Below are 22,466 nucleotides of genomic sequence, written 5' to 3'. Positions count from 1 at the left end.
CATGACCCCCACCGAACCGCCACCGTCGAGATTCGTCTTCGACATCGACCCGGCCGTCCTGGCCGACTGGTCCAACGACCTGGTGGCCAGCGGCGGGGACCTCAGCCCCGGAACCCTGCTCGCGGCGTACCGTGGCGGTTTTTTCCCGATGGGCCTCGACCAGGGTGGCAGCGGGCCCATCGGATGGTGGTCACCGGTGCATCGAGGCGTGCTGCTGCCTGGGAATCATCGGGTCCATCGATCGTTGCGCCGCAGCAGTCGGCGGTTCGAAGTGACCATTGACACGGCGTTCGCCGAGGTCGTCGCCGGTTGCGCGGACCCCTCGCGCGACGGCGCTTGGATCACCGGTGCCTTCGCGGAGGCGTACGGCGAATTGCATCGTCTGGGCTGGGCCCACTCGATCGAGGTGTGGGACGCCGACGGTGTCCTGGCCGGGGGCCTGTACGGCGTCGCGATCGGCGCGCTGTTCGCGGGGGAGTCGATGTTCCATCGACAGACCGACGCCAGCAAAGTAGCCCTCTGGGCGGCAGCCGACATGGTCTTCGACGACGCGGGGGACCACGCCGTCTTCGACGTGCAATGGTCCACGCCGCACCTCGCGGCTCAGGGGGTTCGGGAGATCTCCCGTGACGACTACCGACGACGCACCCGTCTGGCGGTCGCGGAACCGTTGCCACCACTGTTCCGTTGACAGCGTGGCGCCCCCTCTGAGGGCCGCTGGGTGAGCGCTGGGAATGAGCCCGTACGACAGGCCGATCCGGCGACCCCGACCGCGCGAACGCCCAGGGCTGGGATAAGGTTTCCCCGTGCCTGGAACCAATCGAAGCGAGCCTGACGTGCGGCCCACGTCGAAGCGCTCCCACTCACGGACGACCAAGCGTCTGATCGGTGCCGCGGGTTTGGGTGGTGCCGCCCTCCTGCTGAGCGGTTGCACCGACTACCAGCGGCGCGGATTCCTGCCCAAGGGCGTCACCGAGCTATCGCCGGAGATCCAGAATTTCTGGGTCGGAACGTGGAGCTGGGCCCTCGCGGTCGGTGTTCTGACGTGGGGTCTGATGTTCTGGTGCATGGCGCGCTACCGCCGCAAGAAGACCGACACCGGTCTCCCGCCGCAGGTGGCCTATCACGTGCCGATCGAGATCCTCTTCACGGTGGTTCCGGTGTTGATGGTTGCCGTGTTGTTCGGCAAGACCGTTGAGATCGACAACAAGATGCTCGACACCTCCAAGAAGCCCGATGTCACGGTCAACGTCGTCGGCAAGCAGTGGAGCTGGGACTTCAACTACGTCGACGCGAAGGTCTACGACTCGGGAACCCAGGCCGCGCTGAACGGCAAGCCCGGTGTCGAGAAGACGTTGCCGACGCTCTACCTGCCGGTGAACAAGCGGGTCGAGTTCGTGCTGACCACGCGCGACGTCAACCACACCTTCTGGGTCATCCAGTTCCTGCAGAAGATGGACATGATCCCGGGTCGGGTGAACAAGTTCCAGGTTGTTCCGAACCAGATCGGCACCTTCCAGGGCAAGTGCGCCGAACTGTGTGGCGCCTACCACTCGCAGATGCTCTTCCAGGTCAAGGTCGTCAGCCAGGCTGACTACACCAAGCACATCAACCAGCTCAAGTCCGAAGGGAACGTCGGGTTCTTGTCGAACTCGATGGCCCGCGAGGGTTCTGCGCTGGTCCCGGGTGAGCAGCAGTATTTGCCGCCGGGCCTGACGAAGTCCGATGTTGTGGAGGGCAAGTAATGGCAACCACCATCCCGGTCGACGCCCAACTCGGGGAGGAGCGCGGCAAGCCGCAGCGCCACCCCGGTCGCACCGTCGTTAAGTGGATCACCACCACTGACCACAAGGTCATCGGCAACCTCTACTTCATTACCTCGATGGCGTTCTTCCTTCTCGGCGGGGTGCTCGCGCTGATGATCCGCGCCGAGCTGTGGCAGCCGGGTTTGGAGATCGTCGACAACCCCGAGCAGTTCAACCAGTTGTTCACCATGCACGGCACCATCATGTTGCTGCTGTTCGCAACGCCGCTGTTCGCTGGCTTCGCCAACGCGCTGGTGCCGCTGCAGATCGGTTCGCCCGATGTGGCGTTCCCGCGACTGAACATGTTCGCCTACTGGCTGTTCGTCTTCGGTGGCCTCATCGCCGCGTTCGGCTTCCTGACGCCGCAGGGTGCGGCAGCCTTCGGCTGGTTCGCCTACGCGCCGCTTTCCGGAGCGACCTTCAGCCCCGGTCTCGGTGGCAACCTGTGGGTCTTCGGGCTGAGCCTGGGTGGTTTCGGAACGATCCTCGGATCGGTCAACTTCATCACCACGATCGTCTGCATGCGCGCGCCGGGCATGACCATGTTCCGGATGCCGATCTTCACCTGGACCGTTCTGATCACCTCGATCCTCGCGCTGGTCGTCTTCCCGGTGCTGGCCGCCGCGCTGTTCGGCCTGGGTATGGACCGAGTCCTGGGCGCTCACGTCTTCGACCCGGCGACTGCCGGCGCAATGCTCTGGCAACACATGTTCTGGTTCTTCGGGCATCCAGAGGTCTACATCATCGCCTTGCCGTTCTTCGGGATCATCTCCGAGATCATCCCGGTGTTCAGCCGCAAGCCGATCTTCGGCTACAAGTCGCTGGTCATGGCGACCGTGGCCATCGCGGCCCTGTCGGTGACCGTCTGGGCCCACCACATGTACGCCACCGGCCAGGTGCTGCTGCCGTTCTTCGCGATCATGACAATGCTGATCGCGGTCCCGACCGGGGTGAAGTTCTTCAACTGGATCGGAACGATGTGGGGTGGCTCAATCACCTTCGAGACGCCGATGCTGTGGGCCCTGGGCTTCCTGGTCACCTTCCTCTTCGGTGGTCTGACCGGTGTCATCCTGGCCAGTCCGGCCCTGGACTTCTCGCTCACCGACTCCTACTTCGTCGTGGCGCACTTCCACTACGTCGTGTTCGGAACCGTCGTCTTCGCGATGTTCGCCGGCTTCTACTTCTGGTGGCCGAAGCTGACCGGTCGGATGCTCGACGAAACGCTGGGCAAGATCCACTTCTGGATGTTGTTCATCGGCTTCCACACAACCTTCCTCATCCAGCACTGGCTCGGTGTGGCCGGCATGCCCCGGCGTTATGCCGACTACCTGCCCGAAGACGGCTTCCAGTGGATGAACCAGGTCTCCACCGTGGGTGCGTTCATCCTCGGCTGTTCGATGCTCCCCTTCTTCTACAACGTGTGGAAGACGTGGCGCACCGCGCCGTTGGTGAACACCGACGACCCGTGGGGTTATGGCGCATCGCTGGAGTGGGCAACAAGCTGCCCGCCGCCGCGCCACAACTTCAACTCGATCCCGCGCATCCGCTCCGAGCGTCCCGCGTTCGACCTGAACCACCCGGAAGCCGCTCCGGCCTCCGTACGGGCGTCGAACCAGGTGCTCGCCAGCATCGCCACCTCCCGTGGTGAGGAAGAGACGACCCGATGAAGACAGAAGCGCGCCTGTTTAACGGCATCGGCCTGTTCGTGATCATCGTCATGGTGATTTACACCGTCTCGACGATGAATTCGGAGCGAGGCGTTGAGCCGGTCGGAGTCATCGGCCTGCTGCTGAGTGCCGGTCTGCTGTTCATGTGTGGTTTCTTCTTCCGGATCACCGGCGCGAAGTCCGACCTGCGACCCGATGATGACCTCGAGGGTGAGATCTCCGACGTTGAAGGTGACTTCGGTTTCTTCGCGCCCCACTCGTGGTGGCCGCTGGCTCTTGCCGGTTCGTGTGCGCTGCTGGTCTTCGGCGCCGCGGTCGGTTGGTGGATCGTCATCGTCTCCATGCCGCTGCTGATGCTGTCGGTCATCGGTTGGACCTTCGAGTTCTTCCGGGGCGACGACGCGGCCTGACCCCTCTCGCCGTCAGCTGATTCGGCCGGACCCGCCTCGCGGGTCCGGCCGATTGCTGTCTGGTGGGTGGTTCAGCCCCAGCCGAGTTCGTGCAGCCGATCGTCGTCGATCCCGAAGAAGTGGCCGATCTCGTGCAGCGTGGTCACCCTGATCTGAGCGACCAGGTCGCTGCGGCTGCGACAGACCCGGCGCAGCGGCCCGCGGAACAGGAAGATCCGATCGGGTAGGGAGCCGTAAAGGTAACTATCTGACCGGTCGGGGAGTGGGATGCCGACATAGAGCCCGAGCAGTTCGGAGCCGGGCGCGTTCTGGGCCGTTTGTTCGGCGGTGGGCTCCTGCTCGATCAGGATCACCACGTTGTCCAGCCGATCGAAGAGTTCCTGCGGGATCTCATCGAGGGCGTCTGCGACAGCCTCTTCGAACTGCTCGTCCGAGAGGTCGATCACGTGGGTTCGTCAGCCCGCGGACGGCGTACGGCGGTGAAGGCTCCATCGATCAGCCGAGGAACGCAGTTGCTTGCGTTGAGCTGACCGATCAGGTTGACGTCATCGTCGTAGCCCTTGGCCAGCAGTTCCATCCCCGAGCTGCTCGACTTGAGCCGCACCGACAGGGTTCGCTTCACCGCCCGGAACGCCTCGACGGCCGACTCAGCTTCCGGAGACCGGGACGCCGCAGGCATGGCCGCCAGGATGGCTCCTGCGCCCCACAGGTCCTCATTCGCCACCCGCATGGTTCCGTCGGGCCAACGTTCACCGGCGGGCACGACGAGCACCTCACCGCCGTTCGCCAGATGCTCGGCGCAGTAGTCACCCACCGCTCGAGCGTTGCGCAGGCAGCCGGCCACGACCTCACAGCCGAGTTCCTGAAGGACCGACGCGATGGTGGAGCCGTTGGGAGAGGGCAACACGAGCCGCTTGAACGGTTCGGCCGCGCAGATCGAGGCTGGTGACAACGACGGGGGACCAGGCGCCTGGCCCGGACCGCGGTCGCTGCGCTGCACGGCAAGGACGGCGTCAAAGCGTTCGGCCAAGGACGTCGCCCCAGCATCGCGCCAGCGATAGGGGTAGACCCGCGCGCCTCGGTCGGTCGCCATCGAGACTGTGGTGCTGAAGCTGCACACGTCGACGACGACCGCCAACAGCGGCGCCGAGCTGTGGTGGGCGAGGTAGCGCGCCCCTGATCCACCCCAGGTGCACCGAACCGGCCACCTCCGTTGGAGCAGTTCGTCCTCGACGTCACTGTTCATCGGTGATGACCGGTTCTGGTGTCAGTGTGGGAGCAGCGGACCCTCAGTGGGTGTCGCTGGTCTCACGCGGGTGGTAGGCGTTGTTCGAGTCGAGCTCCTGAGCGCCACCGGCGCCGTGGAAGTGACCGAACGTGGGCGACTTCGTTCCCTCGATTGCCGCGCGTTCCAACTCGGCGGCGCGATCGTCGGACTCGTGATGCTCCGCGGCCAGTTCGGCCGGGGTCACGGGGTTGATCACGTCGGAGAAGTAGAAGTGCGACAACTTGGTGCGGGCCTTCTGGGCGAGGGCACCCTTGCGTCGCACGCCATTCTTGTCGACCTCGGCGGGCGCCGGCAGAACGTCGTGGCGGGTGTAAGCCACCAGCGGCCAGCGCTTGTAGTCATCAAGGGCCTCGTGAGCCTCGAAGAAGCGGCCCTCCGCCGTACGGACGATGCGTCCGCTTTCGCGGCCGTGCAGCACAAGGTCGCGGTCACGACGCTGGAGGCTGAGGCACAGTCGCTTGGTGACGATGAAGGTGAGCACCGGCGCGATGAAGACAGCAGCCCGGAAGAAGTGGGTGATGTCGTTGATCGAGAGGTGCAGCTTGATCGCCATCAAGTCGTTTCCGGCGGCGAACATCAGCACGAAGTAGAAGGTGATGAACGCCATGCCCAGACCGGTGCGCGTCGGGTTGTTGCGCGGTCGGTCGAGCAGGTGGTGTTCCTCGGTGTCGCCGGTGACCCAGCGCTCCAGGAACGGGTAGATGCCCATCAGGGTCCACATCGCGGGGATCAGCAGGATGGCGCCGATCATGATGTTGAAGCTGTAGGTGTGGCCACCGAGAGTGAACTCGAGCCACCCCGGCAACAGGCGCAGCGCGCCGTCGGCGAAGCCCATGTACCAGTCAGGCTGGGAGCCTGCCGTCACCTGCGTCGGTTCGTACGGACCGTAGAGCCAGATCGGGTTGATCGAGACCAAGCCCGAGATCAGCGCGATGATGCCGAAAACGATGAAGAAGAAGCCACCGGCCTTGGCGGTGTAGACCGGCATGAGCGGGAAGCCCACGACGTTCTTGTTGGTGCGGCCGGGTCCGGGGAACTGGGTGTGCTTGTGGACCATCACCAGCAACAGGTGTGCGGTGAACAGACCGATCAGGATCGCCGGGATCAGCAGGACGTGGACGGTGAACAGGCGGGGGATGATCGCCTCGCCCGGGAAGCCGCCACCGAACATGCCGAAGGAGATGTACGAACCGATGACCGGGATCGTGAGGATGAAGCCCTGCGCGGCGCGCAGACCGGTTCCGGACAGCAGGTCGTCCGGCAGCGAGTAGCCCGCGAATCCCTCGACCATGGCGAGCATGAACAGCAGCAGACCGATGATCCAGTTGATCTCACGCGGCTTGCGGAACGCGCCGGTGAAGAACACGCGGAACATGTGCAGCATGATCGCGACCAGGAAGACCAGGGCGCCCCAGTGGTGCATCTGACGGATCAGCAGACCACCGCGGACATCCATCGAGATGTTCACCGTGGAGTTGAACGCCTCGGACATGTGGATGCCACGCAACGGCACGTACGAGCCGTTGTAGGTCACCTCGCCCATGCTCGGCACGAACCAGAAGGTCAGGAACGTTCCGGTGATCAGCACGACGATCATCGAATACATCGCGATCTCGCCGAGCATGAAGGACCAGTGGTCCGGGAAGACCTTCTTCAGCAGGAACTTTCCAGCCCCCGCGGCGCCGGTGCGCTCGTCGACCCAGTTGCCGATGGCGACGGCCGGTCCGCCGGATTTCTTGGGGGAGTCCGTTTTGTCGTCGGCCCGCAGGTCGTTGACCGGACGGTCGTTGTCACTCATGCGCGCTCCCAGAAGCTCGGTCCGACGGCTTGCTGGAAGCCGTGGTCAGCAACGAGGTAGCCCTCGTCGTCAACGGAGATCTTCAACTGCGGCAGTGGCCGCTTGGCCGGGCCGAAGATCACCTTGCAGTCTTCGGTCATGTCAAAGGTCGACTGGTGGCAGGGGCAGAGCAGGTGGTGAGTCTGCTGCTCATAGAGCCCGACCGGGCAGCCAACGTGGGTGCAGATCTTGGAGTAGGCGACAACGCCGCCCACGCCCCAGGAGCGCTGCTTCGCGCTCTTGATGAGGTCCTCTTCGAGGCTGACCAGGATGACCGAGGCCTTGACCTTTTCGTTCATCGGGTGCTTGGAGGTGTCGATGCCCTCCGGCAACACGTGGAACACCGAGCCGAGCGTCACGTCGGACAGTCGGATGGCAGTTCCGTCGGGGTCACGCACCAGGCGGCGCTTACGGCCCTTGTACGGGTAGTCCCACAGCGACGTCTCGAGGTCCTGGTGGGGCATCGGACCGAACGAACCCAACACCTGCAGACCGAGCGGCAGGGCGAACAGACCGAGTGCGCCGCCCATCGTCATCTTGATCAGCGGGCGACGGAAGATCTGGGTCGACTCACCGGCATCGGTGAGGATCTTGGTGAAGCCTTCGCGGGTCTCGTCGCTGGAACGCAGTTCGTGCCGTTCCTCGACGACCTCCTCGTCGGACATCAGCGTCTTGGCCCAGTGGACCGCGCCGAGGCCGATGAACAGGATCGACAGGCCGAGGGTGACACCCAAAGCGGTGTGCAGGGCCTTGGTCGGACCGATCAACGGGATCGTGACGATGTCGTCGGTGCCAATGGCGAAGTAGGACACGATGAACAGCAACGTGAACAGCATCGACAGGCCGAACATCGTGGCGACTTGACGCTCCGACCGCTTCGCGGCGGCCTCGTCGTTGTCACCGTGACGGTGGATGTGCGGCGGGAGGCCTGGGTTCTCGAAGGCTTCGGGCACCTGCGCGTGGTGAGCCTCGACCTCGTGGCCGGTGGTGGCCTCGTCGGAGTGGGTCACTGAATGTTCCTTGTCAGCGGGGGAAGTGAGATCGGACATCACGCCGCCTTGCGGCCGAGCCAGACGGCCGCGCCGATCATGAGCCCGATGAAGATGGTCCAGGCGAACAGGCCCTCGGGAACCGGGCCGAGGTTGCCAAGAGTGTGGCCACCCTGGGACGCCTCGGTCCGCACGTTCTGCAGGTAGGAAATGATGTCTTTCTTGTCCTGCGGGGTCATGTTCGTGTCGTTGAACACCGGCATCGACTGCGGACCGGTGAGCATTGCTTCGTAGACGTGCTTGCCCGAGACGTCCATCAGGTTCGGCGCGAACTTGCCGCGGGTCAGGGCGCCACCGGAGCCGGCGACGTTGTGACACATCGCGCAGTTGACCCGGAAGAGCTCGCCACCCTTGGCGACGTTTCCGCCACCCGAGGTGTATTCCGAGCTGGGGATCGCCGGGCCATCACCCAACGACGCGACGAAGGCCGACAATGCGGCGGTCTCACTGGGGGTCAGCTGCGGGCCGTTTACATTGCGCTGGGCCTGAATGCCCGGCTGCTGCAGCGGCATGCGGCCGGTGCCGACCTGGAAGTCGACGGCGGCGGCGCCGACACCGATCAGGGACGGCCCGTTTTGGCCACCGGTCGCCTGCAAGCCGTGACAACTGGCGCAGTTCGCGAGGAACAACTGCTTGCCCTGGCTGATCGTGCTGGCGGAAGTGGTGGATGACGCGGCGTCGGCACTCTTCGGCGCGAAAATGGCGTAGAGGCCACCGGTCATGATCAGACCCAGCAGCAACACGACCACGAGGGCGGCCGGATGGCGGCGGCGGGCGGCAAGAGAACTCACAGGCTCTGTCCTGTCGTCGGGACGGAAACGGACATCGGACACCGGCTCACTTCAGCAGGTAGATCGTCGCGAACAGAGCGATCCACACGACATCAACGAAGTGCCAGTAGTAGGAGGTGACGATCGCGCCGGTGGCCTGGTTGTGGGTGTACTTCCGGGTGGTGAAAGTACGTCCGATGATGAGCAGGAAGGCCACGAGGCCAGCGGTGACGTGGAGACCGTGGAAACCGGTCGTCATGTAGAACATCGAGCCGTAGGCGTCGGAGTTGATCGAGATGCCGTGGGCGAACATCTCCGAATATTCCATCACCTGACCGGACACGAAGATCGCGCCGAAGATGTAGGTGAGGACGTACCACTCGCGCATGCCCCAGGACTTCACCTCGAGCAGCTTGCCGGTGCGGGCCGGCTGACCGGCCTCAGCCTTGAACACACCGAGCTGACACCACAACGACGAGATCACCAGGATCAGCGTGTTCACCGCAGCGAACGGGACGTTGAGGTGTTCGGTGCGGCTGTGCCAAAGGTCGGGTGCGACCGAGCGAATCGTGAAGTACATCGCGAAGAGACCCGCGAAGAACATCAGCTCGCTGGAGAGCCACACCATGGTTCCGACCGCTGTCATGTTCGGTCGGGTAACTCCGCCTTGGACCCGGGGAGAACTCGTCTGAGCTGTAGTTACTGTCGCCACGTCCGACATTATGGCCCCATTGGAGCGACCGGGCGCGAGCGACCCCCGTTTTGGTTGTATCTCGTGATGCAACGAACCAGGTTGCGGCTCAGGTTCCCCGGTCCAGCGCGGGATCCGGCCTTGGGTAGCATCACTGTTATGAGTTCGAACGCTCCCGTGCCCGCCGGTGTGCCGGCGCAGTCCACCGCCGGTCCGCGGCAGCTGTCGGTGTTGCTCTACAGCGACGACAGCGCCACCCGTGACGCCGTTCGCGTGGGTGCTGGCCGGCGCCCTGCCAAAGACGTAGAGATCGTCTCCTGGCGTGAATGCGCCACCGCCGCGGCCGTTATCGACGCCGTCGAGAAGGAAAAGTTCGATCTGCTGATCCTCGACGGCGAGGCCGCCAAGACCGGCGGCCTCGGCCTGACCCGGCAGTTGAAGAACGAGATCGCCGACTGCCCCAAGGTCCTGGTGCTCACCGGGCGCGCAGCCGACGGCTGGTTGGCCTCCTGGTCCCAGGCGGAAGCGGCGGTTCCCCACCCGATTGACCCGCTGCTGCTCAGCACCACTATCGCCACTCTCGCGCGTCAGGCCTGAACCGGTGACGTCTGAGACGTTCACCTGGGCGGATCTGCTCACGACGCTGGTATCCGGGCAAGACCTCGATGTTGAGCGCAGCTCCTGGGCCATGGACCAGATCATGTCCGGCAATGCGAGCCCTGCTCAGGTCGCCGGTTTCCTGATCGCGCTGCGCGCCAAGGGGGAGAGTGTCGCGGAACTGAGGGGACTTGCTGACCGAATGATCGCGCATGCTCGCCCCATTCGGATTGACGGCGACACGCTCGACATCGTCGGCACCGGCGGCGACCGCGCCCACACGGTCAACATTTCGACCATGTCCGCGATCGTCTGTGCCGGCGCGGGGGCCACGATCGTCAAACACGGCAACCGCGCTTCGTCCTCATCCTCCGGCGCGGCCGATGTGATGGAGGCTCTCGGCGTACGCCTGGATCTGACGCCTGAGCAGGTCGCTTCGGTCGTTGAGCAGGCAGGCATCACGTTCTGTTTCGCGCAGACCTTCCACCCGAGCATGCGACACGCCGCGGTGACCCGGAAAGACCTCGGCGTGCCGACGGCGTTCAACGTCCTCGGCCCGTTGACCAACCCCGCGAACCCGCGGTTCCGCGCGGTCGGCGTCGCCGACGCTCGGGTCGCACCGCTGGTCGCCGGTGTGTTCGCAGAGCGTGGCCAAAGCGCCGCGGTCTTCCGGGGTGACGACGGCCTCGATGAGTTGACGCTGTCGACGACTTCGTCGCTGTGGTGGGTGCGCGATGGTGAAATCTCCGAACACGTCGTCGACCCGACAGCGCTCGGCTTGGAGCAAGCGCCGCTGGAGCGGCTGCGTGGCGGTGACGCCGCCTTCAATGCGCGCGTGGTCGCGGAGGTGCTCGACGGAGCGACCGGGCCGGTACGCGATGCGGTGCTGTTGAACTCCGGAGTTGCCCTCGCGGTCGTCGAAGCCGGGCAGGGCGGGCGTTTCGGGAATCACCCCGACGTGGAGTCGGCCCTGCGCGCCGGCGTCGAACGGGCTAGGGAGTCGATTGATTCCGGCGCCGCGAAGAGCTCGCTCGAACGCTGGATCGCTGCGACCCAACAGGCCTGAGCGACTCTATTCGTCGAGCCCAAGCGCGAAGGCCGCGCCGAGGTCATCGCGGGAGTAGGTGCGGAAGGCGATGTGGGTGCGGCTGTCGATGACACCCTCGACCTTGTTCAACCGGTCGGCGATCACATCGGCGAAGTCTTCGTGTCGCTTGACGCGGGCAACAGCGATCAGGTCGACATCGCCGGTCACCGAGTAGACCTCGGAGATGCCGTCGATCTCGGCGATCGCTTGCGCGACCTCGGGGATGCGGTGGACGTCGGCAGAAATCATCACGATGGCGGAGATCACATCGCCACCTTAGTCCGCGGTTCGACGGTGGCTTCGAGGCGCGCCTCGAGCGCGACCTTCGCTCCCATCGCGCCGTCGATCGGGCAGCTCCACGCGAAGTCGGCGCAACTGCGCACGAGTCGGACGCCCGGTTGCTCTAACCAACCGAGCACCTTGTCGGCCTCCTCGGGCAGGGCGGCGCAGCTGGGCGGCACCGGTTCTGTCACGACCTCGGCCGTCTCGACCATGGCGTCGATGAACGGCATCGGGTCGACACCGCGTGGGGTGATGGTGGTTCCGGCGAGCCGCGCATGGCGCACACAGATCACCTCCCAACCGCCGACCGGACTCGGGCGGGCTGCGACGATCTCGGCCGCTGCAGCGACCGGCGCGAGGCGTTGGGTGCGCGCACTTCCGCGGACGAACGCCAGAAGTCGATCTCGGATGGCAGCGGCGTCTTCGTAGCGACCTTGTTCGCCGAGCACGACCATCCGGTCGCTCAGTTGGTCGACCACCGGGGTGATCGACAGCGACAGGACACGCAGGGCTTCCTGCGCGACGCCGGCGTAGTCACTCACCGACTGGGCGCCGATGCAGGGCGCGCCGCACTTGCCCAGGTCGTACAACGCGCAGGCCGTCGAGGTGCCCTTGGCCGAGAGTCGCTTGGTGCATTGGCGCAGGGGGACGACGTCATGCAGGGCCTGAACGGCTCGTTCGGCGAGCGCCCGGGATCCGAACGGACCGATGTGACCGAGGGCGTCGGGGCGCACTGCGCCGACGATCGACAACCGGGGGAACGGTTCGCGGGTCAGTCGGATCCACACGGCGCGTTCGGGGAAACGTGAGCGCCGGTTGAACCGTGGCTTGTGTTCGGCGATGAGGCGCAGCTCGCGGACCTGGGCCTCCAACGCGGTCTGACAGACGACCGGCGTGACCTCCTGGGCGAGCTGGACCATCTCGCGCATCCTGGTGCGTTTCTCACTCTCGGTGAAATAGGAGCGGACGCGCTTGCGGATGTTGACGCTGGTGCCGACATAGAGAACGTCGCCGCGCGCGTCCTTGAAGACATAGACCCCCGGAGCCGACGGGAGGTCGTCGGCGAGCACCCGCTTGCGGCGTTGCGCCGGCGACACCCGTTTCGAGTAAGTCACCAGCTCCTCGAGCGAGTGGACGCCGAGGTTGCCGACGCGGCCGAGCAGCGCGTGGAGGACATCCACGGTGGCCCGAGCATCGTGCAGCGCGCGATGGTCGGGCGTCGTGGTGGTGCTGAAAAGAGCGGCCAGCGAGCTGAGTTTGCGGTTGGGCGCTTCATCGTTCGTGACGAGTTGGCGAGCCAGGTGAGCCGTGTCGACCACGACCGGTTGCGGCCAACTGCGACCGAGGGCTGAGCAAGCGGCCTTGAGGAAGCTCACGTCATAGGGCGCGTTATGGGCCACGACCACGCCATCGCCGATGAACTCCAGGAATGCGGGCAGCACGCGCGCGATGGGCGGGGCGGAGGCAACCATCGCGTTGCTGATCCCAGTCAGCACCGAGACGAACGCTGGGATCGGGGTTCCGGGACGAACGAGGGTCTGGAACTCGCCAAGAACCTCACCACCACGAACCTTCACCGCGCCGATCTCGGTGATGTTCTCGGCAGCCGGCGCACCGCCGGTCGTCTCCAGGTCGAGCACCACGAAGGTGACGTCGACCAGAGGAGTTCCCAGGTCGTCGAAGGTCGTCTGCACCGCCAGTGGGGGAGTCGTCGAGCCGTCGTTCGTCCGCATGCCCCGAACGGTAGGTGCCACCACCGACAGCGCGTCCCGGCGCGCCGCATCCGCGAAGGCTGTCGGTGGTCGCCCCTAGCGTCTCGCCCATCAGCAGGATCCATTCCCTGAAGGAGGAACTCGTGCTCATCGACTGCGACACCTGCCCGGTGCGTGGGACGCGCTGCGGCGACTGCATGGTCGTCCACCTCGGCCCGATCCGGTATACCGATCCACCCGAGCAGACTCTCGGCCGGTTGCAACCGGCCGAACGGTCCGCGCTGGAGATCTTTGCCGCTCACGGCCTGATTCACCCCGCGGCCATCGACGAGGTGGAACTAGAGGTCGATCCGAGGCTGCGGTCGGTCGGGTGACAATGAGGGGGTGACCGATCCGACAGCTCGCCGACTCGCGGCGCGGATCGGCCGACGGTCTCTGCTCGCCGGCGCGCTCATCGCGATCGGCGGATGTGGCAGCGCCGATCGACGAGGCGCAGCCGGGAATGCACCCGGATGGACTGACATCGCGCGCTCCTCGGTGCGGGTCACCGGTGACCTCGCTGCCGCCGAAATGGCGTCGGTCGCCGACGCTGCAGAACGCGCCTGCTCGACGGTGCGAACACTCTGGGGTCCGGGTTCACTGTGGGCGGCGGGCGGCCGCGCGCAGGTTGTCGCCGTTGCGACTCACGATCAATTCGTTCGTCTGGGCGGCGGTTCCAGCGAGCAGGTGGCAGCCACCACCCGCCCCGACAGGGTCGTTCTCATCAGCCTGCCGGCGCTGAAGACGCTGACGCCCGCCGGCGTCCAGGCGGTGTTGGCCCACGAACTGACCCACTCCCGGTTAGGCCTCCCGGCAGATTCGCCACGGTGGCTGCTCGAGGGCTCGGCCGAGTTCAGCGCCTGGCGTGGTTCGGGGCTGACGTTGCCCGCCTACGCCCCGTCGTTGCTGGCTCGAGTGCGCACCGGCCAAGCCCCGACCGGCCCACCGGCAGACAGCGAGTTCGCCGCGACCGGTGGCAGTTTCCGGGCGGCCTACCAGGACGCGCTGGCGTGGTGTGCGTTTCTGCAGAGCCGCGGCGGTCTGCCGCGCTTGGTCACCGAGATCGAGGCAAGCATTGCCGCCCACGGCGGCGCCGCCGCCCGAATGCGAACGGCGTACGGATCTGATGCCTCGCTCGCTCGGCCCTTCGACGCCTGGCTGCAGAAGGTGACGAGGGTCGCTGCAGTGCCAACCCCCGCGGCTTCGGCCGCCCACTAGGCTGACCGCATGGCCGACAGCACTACTGCTTCCGTAACGATCGCCGCTGACCCCGCGACCGTTCTCGACATCATCGCCGACTTCGAGGTCTACCCCGAGTGGGCCGAGCAGGTGAAGCGGGCCACCGTTCTGTCCGAGGACAAACTTGGTTGGGCCGAACAGGTCGAGTTCATGCTCGATGCCTCACCGATTCGCGACACCTACGTGTTGGCCTACGACTGGGACATCACGCAGGAGGGCACCGGTGAAGTGCGCTGGAACCTGGTGCGCTCCGACCTGCTGAAGGCGCTCGACGGTGTCTACCGTCTCGAGGCTGCCGGCGAGGACGTCACCGAGGTCACCTACACGCTGAGGGTCGACGTCAAGCTCCCGCTGATCGGCGCGCTGCGGCGCAAGGCTGAACGCACCATCATCGACACCGCCCTGCAGGGGCTGAAGGCGCGCGCCGAAGGCTGATGACCGCTGTCATCCTCGTCGGCGGTCCCGGCGGAGCAGGAAGTTCCACCGCCGCCGCCCGCCTCGCCGATGCCCTGGCCGCGACCGGAGCGAGCGTGGGGGTTGCCGGTGGAGACCCCGAATTCGGCGCCAGCACCCGCACCGGCCCCGGTTGTGTTGTCCTGCGACCGGAGCCATCGGCCCCAAGCGAGCTGCACGACCTTTCCCGGGCTTATGGCGTTGACGGGCTGATCCCCGCGCTGGATGAACTGACCTCCGGCGGGATCGCCGGTGCAATCTGGGCGCTGACCGACCAGGTGGATGCTGGGGTCCTCGACCATGTGGTGGTCGACGTGGGCAGCGCCCTGCGGTCGCTGCACGTCACCGTACGAACGTTGGCTGGCGCCGCGTCCCGCGCGCAGGGGCTCAACCCCGGCTGGCTGCGTTCGGCGCGCCCGCTCGGCGCTCTCGGCCTCGCCGGTCTCGGTGGGCCCCGAATGGCTGAGTCCGCCCGTGCGGTCGCCGCGCGCGTCGATCGGCTCGCGGCCCTGATCGGGGATGCACCGTCGGTGGTGATCCACTCCGGTGATACCCGCGCGGACGACCGCACCCGGGCGGTTGCCCGTGCTGTGGTCCTCGGATCCGGGCGACTCGGCGCCGTCCATGGCGTGCCAGGTGAGGCGTTGCGCGACCGACTGCGGGCGTACACCGTCCCAGTCGTCACCGAGCTCGACGCGACATTACTGCCGATATTGGCCGATCCGCCCCGGCAACCTGTGCTCTCGGGTGGCCCCAAGGATCCGCGGGTGATTTGGCGAGTTCCGTTGCCGTTCAACGAGATCGATGAGGTTGAAGTCGACCGAATCGGCGACTCGCTGATGGTGCGCGTGGGAGCCTCGCGGCGCTTGTTCAACCTGCCGTCGCTGCTCGCGCGGCACACGGCCCACGGCACCCGGGTTCGGCAGGGCATGCTTGAGGTCGCATTCACCCCGACGCAGAAAGCCAGACCGTGACCGACTCGCAGGACCGCCGTAACACCGAAACCCCGTCGGTGGAGGACGAAGCCCGCCGACTGATGGAGTCACTGGGTGCGTGGGCCGCCGGGGCAGGCGACGCCGCCTCCGCTGCCCATACCGACGAACCTGCGGCCTGCGCCTGCAATCCGGTGCCTCGGGTCTGCCGCGTGTGTCCGGTCTGCCGGGTGGGTGCGGTGGTTGAATCGCTCAGCCCCGACCTGGTCGACCGGATCGCCGACTTGGTCGCGATGGTCGCCGGATCGCTGAAGGTGATCGCGGAGGATCGGCGCGCCGCTCACGACGAGACGGCTCCGGCGCGCGACGATCGGGAACCGGAGCGCCAACACGTGCCCAAGGACGAGAGTGCCTTCGGGGTCGACGACGAAGGAGAACGGTCGTGAGTGCGAGCATCGGGATCGACATCGGCGGCACCAAGATCGCCGGCGGCCTGGTCGATGACACGGGCAAAATCCTGCGCCGGGCGCGTCGCCAGACTCCCGCTCAGGACCCTGCGGCGATCGTCGAGGGTGTTGCCGACCTGGTCAACGAACTGTGCGACGGTGGCGATGCTCCGGCGATCGGTGTCGCGAGCGCCGGCTACGTCGACAGCGAGGGCACCACGGTGCTGTTCGCGCCCAACCTTGCCTGGCGCGACGAGCCGCTGAAGAACCGAATCCAGGCCGTGATCAAGGCACCGGTGGTGATTGAGAACGACGCGAATGCCGCGGCGTACGGCGAATTCCTGCACGGCGCCGGACACGACGTCGACGACATGGTCATGATCACCATTGGCACAGGCGTTGGTGGCGGAATCATCCTGGGCGGCAACCTGTTTCGCGGAACGTACGGCGTTGCCGCCGAGATCGGCCACCTCCGGGTCGTGCCTGACGGCATTCGCTGTGGTTGCGGGAACCGGGGTTGCTGGGAGAGCTACGCCAGCGGCAGCGCGCTGATTCGGGAAGCGCGCGCGGTCGTGGCCAGCGGCTCGCCCCACGCCGCGGCTCTCTCGCAGCGGTGTGATGGCAAGCCGAAGAAGTTGCAGGGCAGCGATGTGACCGCTGCCGCACAGGAGGGTGATCCCGCCTCGATCGAACTGCTGGCAGAACTGGGCCGGTGGATCGGCGAAGGCGCGGCCTCGTTGGCCGCTGTGCTCGACCCGGCTCGCTTCGTCATCGGCGGCGGAGTTGCTGATGCGGGGGATCTGTTGCTCGAACCGATCCGTTCGGCGTTCGGCCGTCAGTTACCCGGTCGCGGCCATCACCCGTTGGCGACCTTCGACATCGCCAGGCTCGGCAACGACGCCGGGATGGTGGGTGCCGCGGCGCTCGCGGTGGAGCGCGCTTCGTGAGCGGTGAACTGGCGATCGGGATCGACATCGGCGGCACCAAAGTCGCTGGCGGCGTCGTTGACGGCAACGGTCAGGTGATCCACCGGGCGCGACGCGACACCCCGCACCGCTCGACCGCGCCACACGTCGTCGAGGACGTCATTGTCGACACCGTCAACGAACTGTTGGCCGTGGCGGAAACCGAACCGGTCGCGATTGGCATCGGCGCAGCGGGTTTCGTGTCGTCGGACCGGGCGACCGTCGTCTTCGCGCCCCACCTGTCCTGGCGGCACGAACCGCTGCGAGAAGCGTTGCGCCGGCGGATCGACATTCCGGTGTTCGTCGACAACGACGCGAACGCATCGTGTTGGGCCGAGTGGCGATTCGGCGCCGCGCGCGGCGAGACCCACCTGGTCATGGTCAATCTCGGCACCGGCATTGGCGGCGCTGTTCTGACCAACGGCGAGATGCACCGCGGCCGCTTCGGAATTGCCGGCGAGTTCGGACACATGCAGGTGGTGCCCGACGGGCATCGCTGTGAATGCGGCAACCGCGGCTGCTGGGAGCAGTACGCCAGTGGGAACGCCCTCGTGCGCGAGGCGCGGTCGATGATCGCCGCCAACTCCCCGATCGCGGCCGACCTCGCGGCCCACGTCGACGGTGATCCCTCGCGCCTCACCGGCCCGATGATCACCGAGGCCGCGCAGGGCGGCGACCAGATCGCGGCCGAACTTCTTACGGAGATCGGCAACTGGTTGGGCGTCGGTCTGGCCAACCTGGCCAACGCGTTCGACCCCGGCGCTTTCGTCATCGGCGGTGGCGTGAGCGCGGCTGGGCCGATGCTGCTCGACCCTGCGCGTAGCGCGTTCCGCCGCCACCTCGCCGGGCGTGGTTATCGCCCGGAGGCGCGCATCGTCGGCGCCGAATTGGGGAATGAGGCGGGCCTGGTCGGCGCCGCCGACCTGGCTCGTACGGAGGTCGTTGGCGCATGACAGGTCGTGGTCAGTTGATCCGAGTGACGACGTACAACGTTCGTGCTTTCAAAGACGACAACGACTCGCTCGCGCAGATCGTCCGTACGCTCGCGCCGGACGTCCTGCTGATGCAAGAGGCGCCGCGGCACCCGATGTCCGGACACCGGATTGCCTCGTTTGCCGAGAAGGTCGGGATGACTTGGAGCGATGGCCGCCGCGGGTGGATGAGCACCACCTTGCTGACGTCGTTGCGGTTGAACGTGCATGACTGTGTGCATCGCAACTTGCCGGTGCGCAAGGGTGATGAGCCGCGCGGTTACTGCCTGGCCACGGTGAGCCTGCCGGGGCATCGACCGATCCACGCGGCGAGCCTGCACATGTCGTTGCGTCAGGTTGACCGCAAGGCCGGTGGTGCGGCGTTCGTGACCGCGCTACAGCCGGACCTCATTCCGGCGGTGATCGGTGGTGACTTGAACGAGACTCCCGGCCACGATTTGTGGACACTTTTCGGCCAAACGCTGCATGAAGTCAGCCACGACTCCTTCACCTTCCCCTCGACGGTTCCGGTCAAGCGGATCGACGGACTCTTCGCGTCGCCGACTCTGCCGGCCAGAACCCCCGACGTCCCGTTGGATGCGGCGCTACTCGCGCGCGCGACCGATCACCTGCCGGTGACCGTCGACCTCGACGTCAGCTCGTTACTGATCTGATCAGAGCCTCGCGCCGTCGTCGTCGGGGTCTTGATCGTCCCGGTTCGCCGGCTGTCGGAACACCAGCAGCAGCACACCAGCGAAGAACACGCCCGCAGCAACGGCCCACCAGAAGCCTGATGTGTAGCGGTCGAAGAAGAACAGATAGAGCAGCCACAGCGGGCCGACCACCAGGGCCCCGATCGTCACCCAGAACATCTCGTCTTTCGGCAGCGGCGCGGGCGGCGGGGGAGTGAACCCTGGGTCGTGGTCTTCCAGGAAGCTGGGCCGGTCGGTCGCTCGCCACTGGGCGGGGATCACCGGCATGACCGGCGGCGCGGCAGGCTGCGGGCTCTGCCGTTCGGCCTCCTCGGAATGCCAGTCGCTGGTGAGCTCCTCGAACCGGCGGTCGAACTCCGGCTGGTCGTCGTTGGGCTCTTGGCCTGTCATCGGGTCACCCGCTCCACGAACTCCAAGGTCTGTTGCTCGATCAACGGGGCGTCGTTATCGAGCGTGGCCACGTGGTAGCTGTTCTCCAACAACGTCTCGGTTAAGTCACTGCTGGAAATACGGCTGCGGAACAGGTCGGCGCCGGACGCAGGAACGACGTGGTCGACCTTCGAGCGGAACAGCAGCACCGGCTGAGTGATCTGCGGCAGGTCACGGGTGACGTGGTGCCACATCTGAACCTGCGAATGCAACGCCTTCAACGACATCCGATCATCGGAGGTCGACTCCACGCCGGTCTTCTTCACATCGAACGGCAGCCCCGGCGCCGATCGGCGCACCCGCCGCGCGACGGGCAGGAGAGCCAGCGCAGCCCGATGCATCCGCAAGACCGGGTTGATCACGACTAGGCCGGCGACCTCAGGGCGCCGTTGCGCCAGCAGGGAGACCAGGGCGCCGCCCGTCGAGAGACCGACCACCACGACGTGGGTGCAGCGTTCGGCGAGTTCTTCGTACGCGGTCTCAACCTCGGCGTACCAGTCCTGCCAGCGGGTGCGCTCCAGGTCGGTCCATTGGGTGCCGTGGCCGGGCAGTCGCGGCGCACGCACCGAGTGCCCGGCGTCGGCAAGACGCCGGCCCAGGGGACGCACCGATGCGGGGGAGCCGGTGAATCCATGGACCAGCAGGACTCCGACCGGCCCACCGTCGTGGGCGTACGGTGTGGCACCGTCGCGGATGTTCATGGCTCCATCTTCGCTTATGTGCCGACGGGTGTCGGCCTGGGCGTTATTGTTCACGGGCAGGCAACGACTTGGAGGCGCAGTGCTCTACTGGTTCTTGAAAAAGGTTCTCATCGGCCCGGTGCTGATGCTCCTTTTCCGCCCCTGGGTTGATGGGGAGAAGAACATCCCGGAGGAAGGTGCGGCGATCTTCGCCAGCAACCACCTCTCGTTCTCCGACTCGTTCTTCCTGCCGTTGGTCCTTCCGCGGCGGATGACCTTCGTGGCAAAGGCCGACTACTTCACCGGCACCGGCATCAAGGGCCGTCTGACGGCCGCGTTCTTCCGCGGTGTCGGGCAGATTCCGATCGACCGGTCAGGCGGATCGGCCTCCAGCGGTGCGCTGGAATCGGGCCTGAGTGTGTTGCGCAAGGGCGAGTTTTTCGGGATCTACCCCGAGGGCACGCGTTCGCCCGATGGCCGCCTCTACAAGGGCAAGACCGGCGTCGCCCGCCTCGCCCTGGAGGCGAAGGTTCCCGTTGTTCCGGTGGTGATGGTCGACACCGACAAGGCGCAGCCCACGGGTCAGACGATCCCGACGATCATGCGAATCGGCATCCGGATCGGCAAACCGCTGGACTTCTCCCGCTACGACGGGATGCAGGACGACCGGTTTGTGCTGCGCAGCATCACCGACGAGATCATGTACGAACTGATGCTTCTGTCCGGTCAGGAATACGTCGACGTCTACGCCTCGACCGTTAAGGATCGGATCACGGCGAGGGCCAAAGAGATCGGTGGCGCAGCGGTGGCTGGTGCCAGCGGCGCTGCCCACGCGATTGGCGCCAAGGTGCGCCGGGCCGGTGACGAGGTCGAGCCCACCATCGACCCGAGTGACGACACCGCTGCCGAATCCGCTGTCGAGACGGTGGATTCAACCGACGACGTCGCGCCGACGACCTGACGTCCGCCACCCGGGCAGGTCGCGAGGGGCAACGACCCGCGCCGTAGTCTGACCGGGTGAGTACGACCGACTTGACCTCCGCGACCACCGAACCCGACGACGCCGTTCAGTGGCCGGATCTGGTTGCCCGCCAGCAGCCGACCTGGCCGGACGCGCAAGCCGTGGAATCCGTACGCGGGAAGTTGGCGGCGCTGCCGCCGCTGGTGTTCGCCGGCGAGTGTGACGTGCTGCGCGATCGTCTCGCGGCTGCCGCTAACGGCGACGCGTTCGTCCTGCAGGGCGGCGACTGCGCCGAGATGTTCACGTCCGCGACTGCGACCAACATTCGGGACCGGATCAAGACCATCCTGCAGATGGCGGCTGTGTTGACCTATGGCGCCAGCACCCCGGTGGTGAAGTTGGGTCGGATCGCCGGTCAGTACGCCAAGCCCCGCTCGAACGACACCGAGACCCGCGGCGACGTCACGCTGCCGGCCTACCGCGGCGACATGGTGAACGATTTCGCGTTCACCCAGGACGCGCGGACCCCCAACCCGGACCGGCTGCTGCAGGCCTACCACGTCAGCGCCTCGACGCTGAACCTCGTTCGGGCCTTCACCACCGGTGGTTTCGCCGACCTGCGCCACGTGCATGAGTGGAACCGCGGGTTCATCGCCAACGCGGCCTACGCCCGCTACGAATCGACCGCTCGCGACATCGATCGCGCGATGAAGTTCATGGCGGCCTGTGGCGCTGACTTCGACGCGATGCGTACGGTCGAGTTCTTCGCCTCCCACGAAGCGCTGTTGCTGGATTACGAGAAGCCGTTGACCCGCATCGACTCCCGCACTGGGAATCCCTACGCCGTCTCCGGCCACTTCGTGTGGGTCGGAGAGCGCACCCGGAACCTGGACGACGCGCACATCGATTTTGTATCGCGCATCCACAACCCGATCGGCGTCAAGCTCGGCCCGACGGTTGACCCCGACGAGGTGCTGCGGATGATCGATCGCCTCGACCCGCAGCGCACGCCCGGCCGACTGACTTTCATCACCCGGATGGGTGCCGGGACCGTTCGGGAGAAGCTGCCGAGCCTGGTGCAGCGGGTGACCGAATCGGGCGCGAAGGTTGTCTGGGTCTGTGACCCGATGCACGGCAACACCTTCGAGAGCCCGTCTGGTTACAAGACGCGCGAGTTCGACCAGATCGTCGATGAGGTCCAAGGCTTCTTCGAGGTTCACCAGGCGCTGGGCACCGTTCCCGGTGGGGTCCACGTCGAACTGACCGGCAACGACGTCACCGAGTGCCTGGGTGGGTCGGAGAAGATTCTCGACGCCGACCTCGAGAAGCGTTACGAGACAGCTTGCGATCCGCGGTTGAACCACCAGCAGAGCCTGGAGTTGGCGTTCGTGGTGGCCGAGATGCTGGCCAAGCGCGCCGGCGCCTGACGCCGCCGGACCCAGT

26 protein-coding genes are annotated in these 22,466 nt (G+C 66.1%); 16 read left to right on the top strand and 10 right to left on the bottom strand.

Annotated features, from left to right (window positions below):
- Position 1: 1 nt before the first annotated feature.
- From aat to ACYU98_RS08965, 4 genes are all read left to right on the top strand, one after another.
- Entirely contained in the window at positions 2 to 691 is a 690-nt protein-coding gene (gene aat, locus ACYU98_RS08980; protein WP_460467867.1) for a leucyl/phenylalanyl-tRNA--protein transferase, read from the top strand.
- A gap of 145 nt (positions 692 to 836) precedes the next feature.
- Positions 837 to 1,745 carry an aa3-type cytochrome oxidase subunit II gene (gene ctaC / locus ACYU98_RS08975; RefSeq protein WP_460467866.1) on the top strand — a complete coding sequence of 303 codons (909 nt, stop codon included), beginning with the start codon at positions 837 to 839 and terminating at the stop codon, positions 1,743 to 1,745.
- Entirely contained in the window at positions 1,745 to 3,472 is a 1,728-nt protein-coding gene (gene ctaD, locus ACYU98_RS08970; protein WP_460467865.1) for an aa3-type cytochrome oxidase subunit I, read from the top strand. The genes ctaC and ctaD overlap by 1 nt, the downstream gene beginning before the upstream one ends.
- A complete protein-coding gene (locus ACYU98_RS08965) occupies positions 3,469 to 3,882 on the top strand; it encodes a cytochrome c oxidase subunit 4 (protein ID WP_460467864.1) in 414 nt (137 codons plus the stop codon). The genes ctaD and ACYU98_RS08965 overlap by 4 nt, the downstream gene beginning before the upstream one ends.
- A 71-nt stretch (positions 3,883 to 3,953) precedes the next feature.
- Here ACYU98_RS08965 and ACYU98_RS08960 read toward each other — a convergent pair whose 3' ends face one another.
- Genes ACYU98_RS08960 through ctaE form a run of 6 tightly spaced genes read right to left on the bottom strand, consistent with a single transcriptional unit; the run spans position 3,954 to position 9,547 of the window.
- Positions 3,954 to 4,328, bottom strand: a complete 375-nt coding sequence (locus ACYU98_RS08960) for a metallopeptidase family protein (RefSeq protein ID WP_460467863.1) — start codon at positions 4,326 to 4,328, stop codon at positions 3,954 to 3,956.
- On the bottom strand, positions 4,325 to 5,128 hold the full coding sequence (locus ACYU98_RS08955; protein ID WP_460467862.1) for a 2-phosphosulfolactate phosphatase: 804 nt from the start codon (positions 5,126 to 5,128) through the stop codon (positions 4,325 to 4,327). The genes ACYU98_RS08960 and ACYU98_RS08955 overlap by 4 nt, the downstream gene beginning before the upstream one ends.
- A gap of 43 nt (positions 5,129 to 5,171) precedes the next feature.
- Complete coding sequence (gene qcrB / locus ACYU98_RS08950) at positions 5,172 to 6,968, bottom strand: cytochrome bc1 complex cytochrome b subunit (protein ID WP_460467861.1); 1,797 nt, start codon at positions 6,966 to 6,968, stop codon at positions 5,172 to 5,174.
- Positions 6,965 to 8,056 (bottom strand): cytochrome bc1 complex Rieske iron-sulfur subunit, encoded by a 1,092-nt coding sequence (qcrA, locus tag ACYU98_RS08945; RefSeq protein WP_460467860.1) that lies wholly within the window; start codon positions 8,054 to 8,056, stop codon positions 6,965 to 6,967. The genes qcrB and qcrA overlap by 4 nt, the downstream gene beginning before the upstream one ends.
- Entirely contained in the window at positions 8,056 to 8,847 is a 792-nt protein-coding gene (gene qcrC / locus ACYU98_RS08940) for a cytochrome bc1 complex diheme cytochrome c subunit (protein WP_460467859.1), read from the bottom strand. The genes qcrA and qcrC overlap by 1 nt, the downstream gene beginning before the upstream one ends.
- Before the next feature lie 46 nt (positions 8,848 to 8,893).
- Entirely contained in the window at positions 8,894 to 9,547 is a 654-nt protein-coding gene (gene ctaE / locus ACYU98_RS08935; RefSeq protein WP_460467858.1) for an aa3-type cytochrome oxidase subunit III, read from the bottom strand.
- Between the two features lie 129 nt (positions 9,548 to 9,676).
- Here ctaE and ACYU98_RS08930 point away from each other — a divergent pair, with 129 nt between their 5' ends.
- Both ACYU98_RS08930 and trpD read left to right on the top strand, forming a co-directional pair.
- Positions 9,677 to 10,114 carry a response regulator gene (locus ACYU98_RS08930; RefSeq protein ID WP_460467857.1) on the top strand — a complete coding sequence of 146 codons (438 nt, stop codon included), beginning with the start codon at positions 9,677 to 9,679 and terminating at the stop codon, positions 10,112 to 10,114.
- 4 nt (positions 10,115 to 10,118) lie between these two features.
- Positions 10,119 to 11,180: an anthranilate phosphoribosyltransferase gene (trpD, locus tag ACYU98_RS08925; protein WP_460467856.1), complete on the top strand. Its 1,062-nt coding sequence runs from the start codon at positions 10,119 to 10,121 to the stop codon at positions 11,178 to 11,180.
- A gap of 6 nt (positions 11,181 to 11,186) precedes the next feature.
- On the opposite strand, the gene ACYU98_RS08920 is transcribed toward trpD, so the two are convergent.
- The gene (locus ACYU98_RS08920; protein ID WP_460467855.1) at positions 11,187 to 11,468 is read right to left on the bottom strand and encodes an Lrp/AsnC family transcriptional regulator; all 282 of its coding nucleotides are present in this window, start codon (positions 11,466 to 11,468) and stop codon (positions 11,187 to 11,189) included.
- Complete coding sequence (locus ACYU98_RS08915; RefSeq protein ID WP_460467854.1) at positions 11,465 to 13,216, bottom strand: DEDD exonuclease domain-containing protein; 1,752 nt, start codon at positions 13,214 to 13,216, stop codon at positions 11,465 to 11,467. Before ACYU98_RS08915 ends, ACYU98_RS08920 begins: the two co-directional genes overlap by 4 nt.
- 122 nt (positions 13,217 to 13,338) lie before the next feature.
- Here ACYU98_RS08915 and ACYU98_RS08910 point away from each other — a divergent pair, with 122 nt between their 5' ends.
- Genes ACYU98_RS08910 through ACYU98_RS08875 form a run of 8 tightly spaced genes read left to right on the top strand, consistent with a single transcriptional unit; the run spans position 13,339 to position 18,914 of the window.
- Positions 13,339 to 13,569: a hypothetical protein gene (locus tag ACYU98_RS08910; RefSeq protein WP_460467853.1), complete on the top strand. Its 231-nt coding sequence runs from the start codon at positions 13,339 to 13,341 to the stop codon at positions 13,567 to 13,569.
- A 10-nt stretch (positions 13,570 to 13,579) separates the two neighbouring features.
- Positions 13,580 to 14,452, top strand: a complete 873-nt coding sequence (locus ACYU98_RS08905; RefSeq protein WP_460467852.1) for a M48 family metalloprotease — start codon at positions 13,580 to 13,582, stop codon at positions 14,450 to 14,452.
- A gap of 9 nt (positions 14,453 to 14,461) precedes the next feature.
- Positions 14,462 to 14,908 carry an SRPBCC family protein gene (locus tag ACYU98_RS08900; protein ID WP_460467851.1) on the top strand — a complete coding sequence of 149 codons (447 nt, stop codon included), beginning with the start codon at positions 14,462 to 14,464 and terminating at the stop codon, positions 14,906 to 14,908.
- The gene (locus tag ACYU98_RS08895; protein ID WP_460467850.1) at positions 14,908 to 15,900 is read left to right on the top strand and encodes an ArsA family ATPase; all 993 of its coding nucleotides are present in this window, start codon (positions 14,908 to 14,910) and stop codon (positions 15,898 to 15,900) included. Before ACYU98_RS08900 ends, ACYU98_RS08895 begins: the two co-directional genes overlap by 1 nt.
- Positions 15,897 to 16,304 (top strand): hypothetical protein, encoded by a 408-nt coding sequence (locus ACYU98_RS08890; RefSeq protein WP_460467849.1) that lies wholly within the window; start codon positions 15,897 to 15,899, stop codon positions 16,302 to 16,304. Before ACYU98_RS08895 ends, ACYU98_RS08890 begins: the two co-directional genes overlap by 4 nt.
- Positions 16,301 to 17,251 carry an ROK family glucokinase gene (locus tag ACYU98_RS08885; protein ID WP_460467848.1) on the top strand — a complete coding sequence of 317 codons (951 nt, stop codon included), beginning with the start codon at positions 16,301 to 16,303 and terminating at the stop codon, positions 17,249 to 17,251. Before ACYU98_RS08890 ends, ACYU98_RS08885 begins: the two co-directional genes overlap by 4 nt.
- On the top strand, positions 17,248 to 18,222 hold the full coding sequence (locus tag ACYU98_RS08880) for an ROK family glucokinase (protein WP_460467847.1): 975 nt from the start codon (positions 17,248 to 17,250) through the stop codon (positions 18,220 to 18,222). Before ACYU98_RS08885 ends, ACYU98_RS08880 begins: the two co-directional genes overlap by 4 nt.
- Positions 18,219 to 18,914: an endonuclease/exonuclease/phosphatase family protein gene (locus ACYU98_RS08875; RefSeq protein WP_460467846.1), complete on the top strand. Its 696-nt coding sequence runs from the start codon at positions 18,219 to 18,221 to the stop codon at positions 18,912 to 18,914. The genes ACYU98_RS08880 and ACYU98_RS08875 overlap by 4 nt, the downstream gene beginning before the upstream one ends.
- Here the strand turns inward: ACYU98_RS08875 and ACYU98_RS08870 are convergent, their stop codons facing one another.
- Both ACYU98_RS08870 and ACYU98_RS08865 read right to left on the bottom strand, forming a co-directional pair.
- On the bottom strand, positions 18,915 to 19,343 hold the full coding sequence (locus tag ACYU98_RS08870; RefSeq protein ID WP_460467845.1) for a hypothetical protein: 429 nt from the start codon (positions 19,341 to 19,343) through the stop codon (positions 18,915 to 18,917).
- A complete protein-coding gene (locus tag ACYU98_RS08865) occupies positions 19,340 to 20,083 on the bottom strand; it encodes an alpha/beta hydrolase (protein ID WP_460467844.1) in 744 nt (247 codons plus the stop codon). The genes ACYU98_RS08870 and ACYU98_RS08865 overlap by 4 nt, the downstream gene beginning before the upstream one ends.
- 79 nt (positions 20,084 to 20,162) lie before the next feature.
- Here ACYU98_RS08865 and ACYU98_RS08860 point away from each other — a divergent pair, with 79 nt between their 5' ends.
- Together ACYU98_RS08860 and ACYU98_RS08855 are read left to right on the top strand one after the other, a co-directional pair.
- Complete coding sequence (locus ACYU98_RS08860; protein WP_460467843.1) at positions 20,163 to 21,023, top strand: lysophospholipid acyltransferase family protein; 861 nt, start codon at positions 20,163 to 20,165, stop codon at positions 21,021 to 21,023.
- A 56-nt stretch (positions 21,024 to 21,079) separates the two neighbouring features.
- Positions 21,080 to 22,450, top strand: coding sequence for a class II 3-deoxy-7-phosphoheptulonate synthase (locus ACYU98_RS08855; protein ID WP_460467842.1), 1,371 nt, complete (start codon positions 21,080 to 21,082; stop codon positions 22,448 to 22,450).
- Positions 22,451 to 22,466: the final 16 nt, after the last annotated feature.

This window comes from Calidifontibacter terrae (assembly GCF_054778835.1).
The sequence above is the reverse complement of the archived record's forward strand: the minus strand, read 5'-3'. Positions and strand labels throughout refer to the sequence as shown.